The organism is Proteus hauseri (assembly GCF_004116975.1).
Lineage (GTDB): Bacteria > Pseudomonadota > Gammaproteobacteria > Enterobacterales > Enterobacteriaceae > Proteus > Proteus hauseri.
Window position 1 is genome coordinate 2741497 of the sequence record NZ_CP026364.1, and the last position, 12731, is coordinate 2754227.

Consider the following 12731-nt stretch of genomic DNA (forward strand, 5'->3'; position numbering starts at 1 on the left):
TATGATCACGGCGTGATTTCATCACATTCTTAGTTTTAATTTACTATTGGTAGCCTATTATTTAACCAATGAAAGTGGTTTTACTTATGTTATTAAAGAGACTGAAGTGTCGTAAGTCGTTGTATTATAAATTATATAGCGAAAACAAAATTCGCTTTTTACCAAATTAGAAGGTAGAATCCACACTAATTATATAGGTATAAGAAACCTGTCAAAAACAGGTAAAGATTAACTCCTAGCCTTAACATCTAAGTCGAAAACTGTTGTGAACGATATGATGTTCTGGCCGTGGCTAAAGCCACCAGGGTGCAAGGTAGAAATGCCAGCATCTCCCGAATTTGGAAAGGTGTTATTATGCAACAACTCGTTGATGCGTTTTCCCGTAAGTTTTTTTATCTACGTCTCTCTATCACCGACGTATGTAATTTCCGTTGTACTTATTGCTTACCTAATGGTTATAAGCCTAATGGTCATAAGTCATTCCTTTCGTTAGATGAAATTCGCAGACTTACACAATCCTTCGCTGCCCTCGGTACAGAAAAAATTCGTTTAACTGGTGGTGAACCAACAATGCGTCGCGATTTTACCGATATTATTGCGACTATTAACGAAGAACCTTCCATCAAAAAAATCGCTGTTACGACTAACGGCTACCGCTTAGCACGTGATGTTGCTCAATGGCGCGATGCTGGTTTAAGTGCGATTAATGTGAGTGTTGATAGTTTAGATCCCCGCCAATTCCATGCTATTACAGGGCAAGATAAATTCTCTTTAGTTATGGAGGGCATTGATGCCGCATTTAGTGCTGGTTTCGAAAAAGTAAAAGTAAACGTTGTGCTAATGCGTAACGTAAATGATAAAAATCTGCCAGATTTCCTTCATTGGATAAAAGACCGACCCATTCAGTTGCGTTTTATTGAATTAATGGAAACCGGAGATGGCAGCGATATTTTTAACCGTTTTCATCTATCTGGTGAAGTTATCCGACAACGCTTATTAAATGAAGGTTGGATACAAATTCCTCGCGCTCGTAGTGACGGGCCTGCTCAAGTATTTACTCATCCTGATTATCAAGGTGAAATTGGTCTTATCATGCCTTATGAAAAAGACTTTTGCCTGACTTGTAATCGCTTACGTGTTTCTGCTATTGGTAATCTCCATCTATGCTTATTTGGCGAAAATGGTATTCCGCTGCGTGATTTACTTGCCGACGATTATCAGCAAGAAGCTTTACAGCAACGCATTCAGGGTGGTCTTCTTCATAAACGAGAAACGCATTTTCTACATCAGGGCGATAGCGGTATTACACCGAACTTGTCCGTTATCGGTGGATAATTTTTCTCGCTCTGTTATTTCGTTAATTTCAGGAGTTGTGCATGTCTCAACTAACTCATATTAATGCCGCCGGTGAAGCCCATATGGTGGATGTTAGCGCTAAGGCTGAAACTGTACGCGAAGCACGTGCCGAAGCTTTTGTAGAAATGTCGGCAGAAACATTAGCTATGATAACGCAAGGTAAGCACCATAAAGGTGATGTTTTCGCAACGGCACGTATTGCAGGCATTCAAGCAGCAAAAAGGACATGGGAATTAATTCCATTATGTCATCCGCTGTTATTAACCAAAGTAGAAGTTCGTTTAGAAGCACTCACTGAATCTAACCGTGTGCGCATTGAATCTGTTTGCCGTTTAACTGGCAAGACAGGTGTTGAAATGGAAGCATTAACCGCGGCTTCTGTTGCCGCATTAACGATTTACGATATGTGCAAAGCTGTACAAAAAGATATGGTGATAGGGCCTGTTCGTTTATTAGAAAAGACAGGTGGCAAATCAGGTCACTTTAAGGTGGAAGCATGATTAAAGTTCTCTTTTTTGCTCAAGTTCGTGAGCTAGTGGGTGTTGATTCATTAGAACTGCCTTGTGAATATAAAACAGTAAATGATTTGCGCAATGCATTGATTACTAAAGGTGAACGGTGGTCATTAGCACTAGAAGATGGCAAATTACTTTCAGCTGTTAATCAATCTTTTGTACAAGGTGAACACGTTCTTTGTGATGGTGATGAAATTGCCTTTTTTCCACCAGTAACAGGAGGATAAAATGAGCGCCTTAACACATATTTCTGTTCAAACTGAAAATTTTAGTGTCGGTGAGCAATATCAATGGTTATCTGAATGTGAAAGTGATGGTGCTGTTGTCACTTTTACCGGTAAAGTACGCAACCATAATTTAGGCGATGCCGTAAGTGCACTAACTTTGGAGCACTACCCAGGCATGACAGAAAAAGCGCTGCACGATATTGTAAGCGAAGCTCGTTCTCGTTGGCCTTTGCAGCGTATTAGTGTTATTCACCGAGTTGGTCGATTAAATATCGGTGAAGAAATTGTGTTTGTAGGAGTAACCAGCCCTCATCGCAATAGTGCTTTTGAATCCGCTGAATTTATTATGGATTTTTTAAAAACGCGTGCGCCATTTTGGAAAAAAGAAGGTTTATCTGAAGATAATGAACGTTGGGTAGATGCTCGTCAAAGTGATCACGACTCAGCTGAGCGCTGGGAATAAATCAATGTAGTTAATTAAACACTACATTAATTTACCTAAATTTATTTTCTGGTGACATTTCATACAGTTTATTTCGTGGAAATGTAAAATCAGTGTGATAAAATTAAATCCTAATGAGCTAACCATTAGCTTTTTACTGAAAACGTTATTACTAAACCTAACGTATCACTATGATTAAAGGGTAATCATCATGGATCGATTTTCACGTTCAAATGATTCAATAGTGCAGCGCACCGGTTCTGGCTTACAAACCTTTATGGCTCAGGTTTATGGTTGGATGACGGTAGGGCTGTTACTGACAGCGTTTGTTGCTCTTTATGTAGCATCAAGCGAAACATTACTTTCAATGATTTTTTCTAGCAATATCGTCTTTTTTGGTCTGATTATTGCTCAGTTAGGATTAGTGTTTGTATTATCGGGAATGGTTCATAAAATGAGTGGCGCTGTAGCAACAACGCTATTTATGCTCTATTCTGCGTTAACGGGTATCACTATTTCTAGCGTATTAATTGTTTACACTGCGTCTTCTGTTGCGAGCACTTTCTTTATTTGTGCGGCAATGTTTGGTGCACTAAGTGTTTATGGTTATACCACTAAGCGTAGCTTAACCGGTATGGGTAGTTTCCTATTTATGGGGCTTATTGGTATCCTGCTTGCATCACTGGTTAACTTCTGGCTGAAAAGCCCGATGATGCATATGATCATCTCTTATGCTGGTGTGTTGATTTTTGCAGGTTTAACGGCTTACGATACTCAAAAGCTGAAAGATATGGGTAGTGAAATTAACCAAGAAGATAAAGAAAATATGCGTCGTTACTCAATTATGGGTGCATTAACGCTTTATTTAGATTTCATCAACCTGTTCTTAATGTTACTGCGTATTTTAGGAGATCGTCGTTAATTTCGATGATATCCACTAAAAAGCGATTTAGCTTTTATTGATACAAAAAAATCCCACAGCTAAATAGGTTGTGGGATTTTTTATTATTGCCATTAATTATTCTTGTGAATTTATTTTTCGGATATGTTTATAGATTGTTGCTGAACTTATACCTAATTCGGTTGATACAATTTTATGTGCTGCTGAAAATTCAAACATACCACAATCATGCAACTCTTTGATTATTTCAAAATTTTTATTTTTACTCGGTATGTTTTTATTTGAGTAAACAGTATTTTTAATTGGTTCTAAATGATCTAGTATTAATTTGTTTACATCCTGTGAGAAGTTTTCATTTTTTGAATTATTATTTGCATTAATTAATTCAACCATCGCATTTAAAGGCATATCTAATGCCAAATTCATACAAACCATACCTATTGGCTGATCATCTAAATTCATAATTAGCGTTGAAGATGAACGAAATGGACGAATATTTTTCATATTAAAATAAACTTCCCAAGACGAATGTTTCTTTCTAAAGCCAGCCAGTTTCTCAAGTGCGATGTTTGTAACAGGTGCGCCAATACTTCTGCCTGTGATATGTCCATTTGCAATATGGATTACAGAGCTATGTAAATCTTCGAAGCTGTGTAAGACAACTTCACAATAAGGCCCAAAAAACTCGCCCAGACAATCAATCATCGGAATATAAGAACGAAGAAGCTTACGATCATCTTCTGTAAATGTATGATTTATATTTATATCCATATTAAATTACCCGCTCAAACTTTTTGTTAATTTTAGTCAAAATGGTCAAATTATTCAATACTAAGCCCCTAAAAAAATTACTGAGTAAAATATTTGTTTACTTAATCAAAAAATTGACGCCAATCACGGTTGGTAAATTTTGTCTGTGGTTAAATACGCTCAAATGAACACATCAACAAAGGTAAGCTAAAAATGATCATCTCAACAGAAAATGCACCAAAAGCGATAGGCCCTTATTCACAAGCAAGAAAAGTGGGTTCAACACTCTATGTTTCTGGCTGTTGCCCATTTCATCATCAAGATGGCTCAATTATTGGTGAAAACATTATTGAACAAGCTCATCAAGTGATGAAAAACTTACAGGCTATTGTTATCGCTGCTGGTTATTCAATGGATGATATTGTGAAAACGACATGTTTTATAAGCGATATGGCTAATTTTGTACCTTTTAATGAAACGTATAAGTCTTACTTCAATGAAGGTATTTATCCTGCTCGTTCATGTGTAGAAGTTTCTCGATTGCCAAAAGATGTATTAATCGAAGTTGAAGCCGTTGTTGTAAGATAAATAAGGTAACTTTATGAACAAGTGGATAAAACTCAGTTTTCTAATTTTAGGTGGCGGAACTATATTTAAACTGTCTAGTATGAAAGACGTTTTTTATGTTCCGATGCAACAAGATTGGGGATTGACGAATGCTCAAATTGGTTTAGGTTTTACCGTTTACACTATAGTCCAAACTATTGGCCTTTTTTCATCACTTTATATTGCAGATAGATTTTCTAAAAAGATCCTACTACCTGTAGGCCTGATAGGCGTTGGGTTATGTGGTGCATATTTATCCACGCTTCCTTCTTTTACTGGTTATTTAATTAGTTTTGCTGTTATGGCTCTGTTTGCTGATGTCATATATTGGCCTGTACTATTAAAAGCCGTTAGATTATTAGGAAATAAGGAAGAGCAGGGGCGTTTATTTGGCTTTTTAGAAGCTGGGCGTGGCATTGTTGATGTTATTATTGCTTCTGGCGCTCTCTATGTTTTCGTCTTATTTGGCGAAGGCAAGGAAGGGATGCAGGCTGGACTTATATTCTATACCATAACAACCATTGTGATAGGTGTTATTACTTATTTTATTGTCGATGATGATAAAACAGTCGCAGATAATACAGTTGATGCAAATAAAAAAGTATTTGAAGGCATTAAAAGTGTAATTAAATGCCCTAACTTATGGTTAGCCTCTATGACAATATTCTTTATTTATTCAGCATATTGTGGCTTAACTTATTTTATTCCATTCCTTAAAGATATTTATGCACTTCCAATTGCTTTAGTTGGCGCATACGGAATTATTAACCAGTATGCATTAAAAATGGTCGGCGGGCCAATTGGTGGCTTTTTATCAGATAAAGTATTTAAATCGCCAACCAAATTTTTGCAGTTCACTTCATTATTAGCTGCAATTGCAATGGCAATCTTTATGTTTTTGCCTCATGAAACTATGAATGTTTACTTAGGTATGGCGGCAACATTAGGATTCGGTGCAATTATTTTCTCACAAAGAGCTATTTTCTTTGCACCAATGGAAGAGATTGGCACTAAACGTGAATATGCAGGTTCTGCAATGGCATTTGCATGTATTTTAGGTTATATGCCAGCGATGTTTGCTTATGCAGTTTATGGTTCTTTCTTAGATAATTATCCAGGAATTAAAGGCTATAATTTTGTTTTTAGTATGATGATTTTATTTAGTTTATTAGCCTACACAACCGCAAAAATATTATCTAAGCGTATTAAGCAAAGAAATGAAATAAACGCATAATAAAAAATAATAAATTAATTTAATTAAAAGTATTTAAGGTAAATATTATGACACCGATTGAAGCAAAAAAAATAATTGAAAGAGCAGACTCTATACCTTTATATTTACACGCATATGCTTTTCATTTAAATATGAGAAAAGAACGCGTGTTACCTAATGATTTATTAGAGATTGCAAAGCAAAAATTACTTACTGGTGCCAAAATACATGTGGAAGATGGTGAAACTCAATCTCTGTGTATGATGAATGATAGTGAATTAATAGCTTTTGGTGAAAAAGTTAAAGAATATGAATTAGATCTTAAAATTGAAACCAGTTCTTCAGAAGCAAAAGCAATAGATAAAGCGGTCGATATTGCACTAAAAACAAAAGCAAGTTCAATTCGTTTTTATCCTAGGTACGAAGGATATTTGCAGGATGTTTTAGCAAAAGTTAGCGCTGATATTCAATATATTAAAAAACAGTATGAGAATACAGGGCTGAAGTTTGTTATTGAACAACATGAAGATTTAAAAAGTTATGAATTAAATCGCCTTGTTGAAGAGGCTAATTTTGCTAATTTTTCATTATTATTTGATTTCGGTAATATGTTCAATGCAAATGAATTACCACTTGAAGCATTTGATAATATGAAAAATAATATTACTCAAGTACATATGAAAGATGCGGTGAAAGTTCCTGAGGGTAAAGGATTTGGCCATAGAGCGAGTCTTTCTGGAAAAGGTGAAGTACCAATTAAGACATTATTAAAACAATTAATCTGTTTAGGTGATGATAAACCTCAAATTGAATCTTTTGGTTTAGAGGAGGAGGTTGATTACTATGCACCCGCTTTTCGTTTTGATGATGAAGGTGATAATCCGTGGATCCCTTATCGAGGTGCAAGTGAAACGCCAATGCCTGTAGAAGGTTTAGATGCTCGTTTAGAAAAAGAAATTAATGATGCAATGAATCAAATCGATTTTATAAGGAACTTAATACAAGAATTAAAAGAAGAAGCAAAGTTAGTATTAAATAGATAAACATTAAAGAGAAAGATTTTAATAGAAAATACTCAATAAAAAGATATTAAATAATAGGGGATTTATTATATATCTAATCACGATTTATATTTTCTAAATGACTTAACTGGTATTAAATAACCCACGTTGTTATATGTGGGTTATTTTTTTAGCTAAATAATTTACCTAATTATTTCTTAGCCAAGGTGTAATGGTTAATCCTACTAGCATTCCTTCCGGGCTTAATAAACGCGTTACTGTTTGGCCCCAAGGCTCTATACGATTATCGACTAATAACTGATAACCTTTTTGTTTTAAGGTTTCCGTGGCAGTTTCAATATTATTAACTTCGAACTCAATCCAACTTTGTGGAATGGGAAGTGTTTCAGGCCAATTATTATGATTGAAACAAGAAATAGCAGCTTGTGCTAATGGCCATAATGCAAAATGCTTAACACCTTTTAATTCACCTTCAGGTGTTAATAAATAATCGCTGTTTTCTTCTATGGGTTTTAAAGGAAGTTTAAGAGTTTCTTTATAAAATTCTTGGCTTTGTGCATTATCACGGGTGATAGGGCCAAATCCTGCAATAAATAACACATCAATATCAGAGATAAGAAGAGTCATTAAACATTCCTTTAAATTAATTGTAATGGTTTAAGCGATCTTTCTTCGGAAAAGATAATATGCAATAGCGCCAGTGACTATCGCTATTACCATTAACGGCCATAAACTGTGCCATATAACAGTAATGTCGGCATTTTTAAGATAGATCTGTTTTGTGATATCAGTAAAGTGTCGAATAGGATTTATCCACGTGGCTTTCTGTAGCCATACTGGCATATTTTCTACTGGTGAAATATAGCCCGATAATAATACTGCTGGCATCATAAATACGAATACACCAATAAATGCCTGCTGTTGAGTAGAACTGATAGCTGATATTAATAAGCCAAAACCCACCAACGATAAACCATAAATCAACATGGTAAAGTAGAACAATAATAGCGAGCCTGAAAAAGGAATTTGATAACCAAAAATACCAATGATAAGCACAATGGTACCTTGAACAGCGGCAACTACCATTGCAGGTACGGCTTTACCAATAAATATTTGCCAGGTCGATAAAGGCGAGACTAACAGCTGATCTAACGTACCTTGCTCGCGTTCACGTGCCACAGAAAGCGAAGTGACAATCATTACACCAATAGTAATGATCAACGCGACTAATGAAGGCACAATAAACCATTTGTAATTAAGGTTTGGATTATACCAATTACGTACAACTAATTCGCTTTTATTCAGTAATGAAGGACTGTCACCTGAAAGTTCGACTTGGTAATTTTGCACAATTTGCTGAATATAATTAGCAGCAATTTGCGCGCTATTTGAATTACGACCATCTAGGATTAATTGTAATTTAGTCGGAACACCATGGGTTAAGTCAGCACTAAAGTTTTGTGGAAAACGCACTAACAAAAGCGCTTTACGATTATCTATGGTTTCTTTAATTTCATGTTCATTTTTAAGCAACAATGTTTGAGAAAATGCACTAGCTTTAGCTATTCTTTGCGTTAACTCAATGGATTGTTTTCCGTTATCTTCATTGAAAATAGCCACTGATGCATTAGTCACATCAAGCGTTGCGGCAAAAGGAAATAACACCATCTGAAAGATAACTGGCATGATTAAAATCGCGCGAGTTTGAGGCTCTTGTAGTAATGATTGCAGCTCTTTCATTATTAAAGTGAGCAGCCGATAAAACATAAGTATGCTCCTTTAATCTAAACGACGTCGTGTTGCCCACGCCGTTAAGCCAATAAAAAAGATTGCTGAAATAATCAATAACCACATATCTAACATTAAAATCAGTGGAATATCACCAGCAAGGAATAGTGTTTGTAAGCTACTAACAAAATAACGAGCTGGAATAAAATAAGTCACTACTTGTATAAAAAATGGCATGCTATCAATTTCAAAAACAAAGCCTGATAACATTATGGCGGGTAAAAATGCAGCATTAAGTGAGATCATTGCAGCATTAAATTGATTACGCGTTAAGGTTGAAATAAGTAACCCCATCCCTAATGCGGTAGCTAAGAAAAGTGAGGTAATGCCAGCTAATATCCACAATGATCCGCGATAAGGCACACCAAGCACAAAAACAGTTACGACCATACAAAGCACCATAACAAAGCTACCAAGTACTTGGTAAGGAATAAGCTTAGAGAGCAATAGTTCGGTACGGGTAATTTGTGTTGAAAGCAATGCTTCCATCGTGCCACGTTCCCATTCACGCGCAATGACTAATGAAGTTAAAATTGCACCTACCACAGTAATAATAATGGTCACAGCACCAGGAATAATGTAGTGCTGACTAATAGCCGCAGGGTTAAACCAATAACGAGGTTCAACTTCAATTAATAAAGTTGTATCAATACCTTTACTCAACGCTTGCTGTTGTAGCCAAACTTGCCATACGCCTTTAGTATAAGCCTGCACAAAATTAGCGGTATTTGGTTCACTGCCATCAGTAATAACTTGAATTGGTGCTTCGGTATCTTGTCTGGCCAGTAGTTCAGCAAAATTAACAGGAATAACCACAATGCCTCGAATTTGCCCTGCTTGCATTTTATCAATTAATAACTGACGATTATCACTAATAGTCGCATTTATATACGGGGAATTAGTAAAGGTATAAACCAGTTCTTGCGCGGGTTGGCTTTGCTGATTAGTTAAAATGCCAAGGTTTAATTTGCTTGAATCTAAATTAATACCGTAACCAAAAATAAAGAGCAATGTCAGCGGAATAACGATAGCAATTAAGGCACTACTAGGATCACGAGTTATTTGTTTAGTCTCTTTTAAGCAAAGTGCATATAAACGACGCCAAGAAAAGCGCACCGATGAAGATTGAGACGAATTATGCATGTTTTTCGCTCCCTTTATCATTTTGGTTTTCAAGCTGTTTATCATAATTAAGGACTAACCCGATAAAGGCATCTTCCATTGAAGGCGTTGGGTTTTCTTTGGTCGCAACCATTTGTTTTAAAGCGTCAGGTTCGCCAGCTGCGATGATTTTCCCGCGATAAACTAAACCGATACGATCACAATATTCAGCCTCATCCATAAAGTGAGTAGTGACCATCACCGTAACGCCTTTATCTACCATACCGTTAATGTGTAGCCAAAATTCACGACGCGTTAATGGATCAACGCCAGAGGTGGGTTCATCAAGAAATAAAATATCAGGTTCATGCATGAGTGAACAGGCAAGGGCGAGGCGCTGTTTATAACCTAAAGGCAGCTCTTCAGTAATTTGATTTACCATTGGCTGTAAACTAAATGCGGTTATCATGTCATGGATTTTATCGCGCTGCGGCTTACCATGTAGACCATAAACACCAGAAAAGAATTTTAAGTTCTGGCCTACTTTTAAATTACTATAAAGCGAAAATTTTTGTGCCATATAGCCTAAATGCTGACGGGCTTTGCCTGAACTTACTTTTAAATCCATACCTAAAACCAACGCCTTACCGCTGGTAGGTACTAACAAACCACACATCATTTTAAAGGTAGTCGATTTACCAGCACCATTAGGGCCTAATAAGCCGAAAATTTCACCACGCTTTACTTGAAAATCAACATGATCCGTTGCAGCAAACTGCCCAAACATTTTGGTGAGTTGTTGTGCTTCAATAACCGTTTCATCAGGGTTTGGTGGAATTAGTGGCATGATTTCTGCTAATTCAGATTTATGAGAAGGGCCTCCCCCTAATAAATCGATAAAAGCATCTTCAAAGCGAGGGGCTGCTGGTATGAGTTTAGCGTTGGGCATCTTTATGGCATTTAATAATGCTTGTTGGTCACCCTCTTTTTTTATAATTAAGCGAACAGACTGCCCTTGAATAACACCATCTGTAACTTGTGGTTGAATAATTGCTTGTTGCAGAACTTTTCTACGTTGATGACCTTCAACATTAAGTAAAAAAGAGCGGCCTGCCATTTTGGCCGTTAACTCTTGAGGAATACCGCTATAAAGCAACTTTCCTTTATTGAGTAAGAGAATATTTTTGCATTGTTCTGCTTCATCAAGGTAAGAAGTACTCCAGAGTATCAACATGCCATCGCTTGCTAAAACATGAACCATTTGCCAGAGTTCCCGGCGCGCAATAGGGTCAACACCGACCCCTGGTTCATCAAGCAGCAAAACTTTAGGGTTGCCTAATAAAGCACAAGCAAGCCCTAGTTTTTGCTTCATACCACCAGAAAGATTGCCCGCCAGGCGAGAAGTAAAACGGGTTAAATCAGTAAAGCTTAATAGTTGTTGATAAACTTTTCTACGTTCTTCACCAATCACATTTTTTAAATCAGCATAAAGATTTAAATTTTCTAATACCGTTAAATCTTCATATAAACCAAACTTTTGTGGCATATAACCAAGAATAGCTCTGACATCGTTGCTCTGTTTTTGCGGATCCATTCCTAAAATACGAATATCACCAGCGTCAGGTTTTAATAATCCTGCAAGCATACGAATTAATGTGGTTTTACCTGCACCATCAGGGCCAACTAAACCTGTGACGGAGCCACCGGTGATAGTGGCTTTTAATGAGGAGACGGCTGGATTTTCTAATCCAGCAAAATGCTTTTCAACACCTTGTAGTTCGATAGTGTAATCAGCGTGTTCCATTTTGCTCTCCACAATTAATGAGTGGGTGCAAATTTTAAGGTAACAGGCATTCCTTGGCGTAGAGCATCATCAGCATCAGTAACAACAACCCTGATCCGATAGACAAGATCGGTTCTAAGCTCTGGTGTTTCAACACTTTTAGGGGTGAATTCAGCGGTTGGAGACACAAAACCAATGGTGCCATGATAAGGTTTATCTTTACGGCTATCGGTATAAAGATAAATTTCTCTATTTGGAATGGCTTCACCTAAATGTGCTTCACTAATATAGGCTCTTACCCAAACAGGGTTAGTTAATGAAACGGTAAATACAGGGCTACCTGAAGGTAAAATAGTACCAGGTTCTACAGCGCGTGTGAGCACAGTACCTGCAGACGGTGAAAGTAATTTAGTATCTTGTAAATTTAGCTCGGCTTGTGCCACAGCGGCTTTAGCTTGCATAACTAAACCTTGGGCTGAGGCAATATCTTCTTTGCGATAACCATTTTGATATTGATTTAGCTTATCTTGCGCCGCTTTTAATGCTGCTGCCGCTTGATTACGATTATTTCTCGCACTGTCTAAATCGTTGGCTGAAATGACTTTGCGATTAGCTAAATCTTGTTGGCGTTTATAAAAATTATCGGCATATTGCCAAGCAGCTTGTTTTAATGATACATCAGATTGTGCTTGAGCAATTTCTTCTGTGCGGTAACCTGCCTGCATTAATGCTAAAGAGGCAACGGCACTGTCGCGTTCGCCATAAGCTTTATTGAGTGCGTTGATATAAGGCGCATCATCTAATTGGCCTAATAGTTGCCCTTTTTCAACATGAGCCCCTTCATCAACATGTAAAGCCTCAAGTTTGCCAGCAACACGGAAACTGAGGTTAACAGTACGGATATCGACATTTCCATAGAGTACCAACTCAGGATCTTTGTTTTCTTCATAATAATAGATACCTGCGAAAATACCGATAATAATCATTAAGATAATAAAGAAACTGACTTTTTTTATGTTCATAATAA

At 36.8% G+C, this 12731-nt stretch carries 14 protein-coding genes and 1 riboswitch; of the genes, 8 read left to right on the plus strand and 6 right to left on the minus strand.

What is annotated here, in order from left to right:
- Nucleotides 1-220: 220 nt before the first annotated feature.
- Nucleotides 221-365: riboswitch (molybdenum cofactor riboswitch) on the plus strand.
- From moaA to PH4a_RS12505, 5 genes are all read left to right on the plus strand, one after another.
- Nucleotides 355-1335 carry a GTP 3',8-cyclase MoaA gene (gene moaA / locus PH4a_RS12485; RefSeq protein ID WP_064719388.1) on the plus strand — a complete coding sequence of 327 codons (981 nt, stop codon included), beginning with the start codon at nt 355-357 and terminating at the stop codon, nt 1333-1335. (Overlaps the previous riboswitch by 11 nt.)
- A 41-nt stretch (nt 1336-1376) precedes the next feature.
- Nucleotides 1377-1856 (plus strand): cyclic pyranopterin monophosphate synthase MoaC, encoded by a 480-nt coding sequence (gene moaC, locus PH4a_RS12490; RefSeq protein WP_129040131.1) that lies wholly within the window; start codon nt 1377-1379, stop codon nt 1854-1856.
- Nucleotides 1853-2098 (plus strand): molybdopterin synthase sulfur carrier subunit, encoded by a 246-nt coding sequence (moaD, locus tag PH4a_RS12495; protein WP_129040133.1) that lies wholly within the window; start codon nt 1853-1855, stop codon nt 2096-2098. The genes moaC and moaD overlap by 4 nt, the downstream gene beginning before the upstream one ends.
- Nucleotide 2099: 1 nt before the next feature.
- Entirely contained in the window at nt 2100-2561 is a 462-nt protein-coding gene (gene moaE / locus PH4a_RS12500) for a molybdopterin synthase catalytic subunit MoaE (RefSeq protein WP_129040135.1), read from the plus strand.
- A 190-nt stretch (nt 2562-2751) separates the two neighbouring features.
- Nucleotides 2752-3462, plus strand: a complete 711-nt coding sequence (locus tag PH4a_RS12505; protein WP_064719392.1) for a Bax inhibitor-1/YccA family protein — start codon at nt 2752-2754, stop codon at nt 3460-3462.
- A 96-nt stretch (nt 3463-3558) separates the two neighbouring features.
- Here the strand turns inward: PH4a_RS12505 and PH4a_RS12510 are convergent, their stop codons facing one another.
- On the minus strand, nt 3559-4212 hold the full coding sequence (locus tag PH4a_RS12510; protein ID WP_129040137.1) for a helix-turn-helix transcriptional regulator: 654 nt from the start codon (nt 4210-4212) through the stop codon (nt 3559-3561).
- A gap of 192 nt (nt 4213-4404) precedes the next feature.
- On the opposite strand from PH4a_RS12510, the gene PH4a_RS12515 reads away from it, so the two are divergent.
- From PH4a_RS12515 to PH4a_RS12525, 3 genes are read left to right on the plus strand one after another with little or no spacing between them, the layout of a single operon-like run.
- On the plus strand, nt 4405-4779 hold the full coding sequence (locus PH4a_RS12515; RefSeq protein ID WP_129040139.1) for a RidA family protein: 375 nt from the start codon (nt 4405-4407) through the stop codon (nt 4777-4779).
- Nucleotides 4780-4792: 13 nt separating this feature from the next.
- Nucleotides 4793-6031, plus strand: coding sequence for an MFS transporter (locus PH4a_RS12520; protein WP_129040141.1), 1239 nt, complete (start codon nt 4793-4795; stop codon nt 6029-6031).
- Between the two features lie 44 nt (nt 6032-6075).
- Nucleotides 6076-7053, plus strand: coding sequence for a sugar phosphate isomerase/epimerase family protein (locus PH4a_RS12525; RefSeq protein WP_244212969.1), 978 nt, complete (start codon nt 6076-6078; stop codon nt 7051-7053).
- 165 nt (nt 7054-7218) lie between these two features.
- On the opposite strand, the gene PH4a_RS12530 is transcribed toward PH4a_RS12525, so the two are convergent.
- Genes PH4a_RS12530 through hlyD form a run of 5 tightly spaced genes read right to left on the minus strand, consistent with a single transcriptional unit; the run spans nt 7219 to nt 12726 of the window.
- Nucleotides 7219-7659 (minus strand): VOC family protein, encoded by a 441-nt coding sequence (locus PH4a_RS12530; protein ID WP_129040146.1) that lies wholly within the window; start codon nt 7657-7659, stop codon nt 7219-7221.
- 30 nt (nt 7660-7689) lie between these two features.
- Nucleotides 7690-8799: an ABC transporter permease gene (locus tag PH4a_RS12535; protein WP_129040148.1), complete on the minus strand. Its 1110-nt coding sequence runs from the start codon at nt 8797-8799 to the stop codon at nt 7690-7692.
- Between the two features lie 12 nt (nt 8800-8811).
- Nucleotides 8812-9963, minus strand: coding sequence for an ABC transporter permease (locus PH4a_RS12540; protein WP_064719399.1), 1152 nt, complete (start codon nt 9961-9963; stop codon nt 8812-8814).
- Complete coding sequence (locus PH4a_RS12545; protein ID WP_129040150.1) at nt 9956-11725, minus strand: ATP-binding cassette domain-containing protein; 1770 nt, start codon at nt 11723-11725, stop codon at nt 9956-9958. Before PH4a_RS12545 ends, PH4a_RS12540 begins: the two co-directional genes overlap by 8 nt.
- A 14-nt stretch (nt 11726-11739) precedes the next feature.
- The gene (gene hlyD, locus PH4a_RS12550) at nt 11740-12726 is read right to left on the minus strand and encodes a secretion protein HlyD (protein ID WP_129040152.1); all 987 of its coding nucleotides are present in this window, start codon (nt 12724-12726) and stop codon (nt 11740-11742) included.
- Nucleotides 12727-12731: the final 5 nt, after the last annotated feature.

Coding starts and splice junctions, on each gene's coding strand:
- hlyD (WP_129040152.1), bottom strand. CDS start 12,726: ATGAACATAAAAAAAGTCAGTTTCTTTATTATCTTAATGATTATTATC.
- PH4a_RS12515 (WP_129040139.1), top strand. CDS start 4,405: ATGATCATCTCAACAGAAAATGCACCAAAAGCGATAGGCCCTTATTCA.
- PH4a_RS12530 (WP_129040146.1), bottom strand. CDS start 7,659: ATGACTCTTCTTATCTCTGATATTGATGTGTTATTTATTGCAGGATTT.
- PH4a_RS12545 (WP_129040150.1), bottom strand. CDS start 11,725: ATGGAACACGCTGATTACACTATCGAACTACAAGGTGTTGAAAAGCAT.
- PH4a_RS12510 (WP_129040137.1), bottom strand. CDS start 4,212: ATGGATATAAATATAAATCATACATTTACAGAAGATGATCGTAAGCTT.
- moaE (WP_129040135.1), top strand. CDS start 2,100: ATGAGCGCCTTAACACATATTTCTGTTCAAACTGAAAATTTTAGTGTC.
- PH4a_RS12505 (WP_064719392.1), top strand. CDS start 2,752: ATGGATCGATTTTCACGTTCAAATGATTCAATAGTGCAGCGCACCGGT.
- PH4a_RS12535 (WP_129040148.1), bottom strand. CDS start 8,799: ATGTTTTATCGGCTGCTCACTTTAATAATGAAAGAGCTGCAATCATTA.
- moaD (WP_129040133.1), top strand. CDS start 1,853: ATGATTAAAGTTCTCTTTTTTGCTCAAGTTCGTGAGCTAGTGGGTGTT.
- PH4a_RS12520 (WP_129040141.1), top strand. CDS start 4,793: ATGAACAAGTGGATAAAACTCAGTTTTCTAATTTTAGGTGGCGGAACT.
- PH4a_RS12540 (WP_064719399.1), bottom strand. CDS start 9,963: ATGCATAATTCGTCTCAATCTTCATCGGTGCGCTTTTCTTGGCGTCGT.
- moaC (WP_129040131.1), top strand. CDS start 1,377: ATGTCTCAACTAACTCATATTAATGCCGCCGGTGAAGCCCATATGGTG.
- moaA (WP_064719388.1), top strand. CDS start 355: ATGCAACAACTCGTTGATGCGTTTTCCCGTAAGTTTTTTTATCTACGT.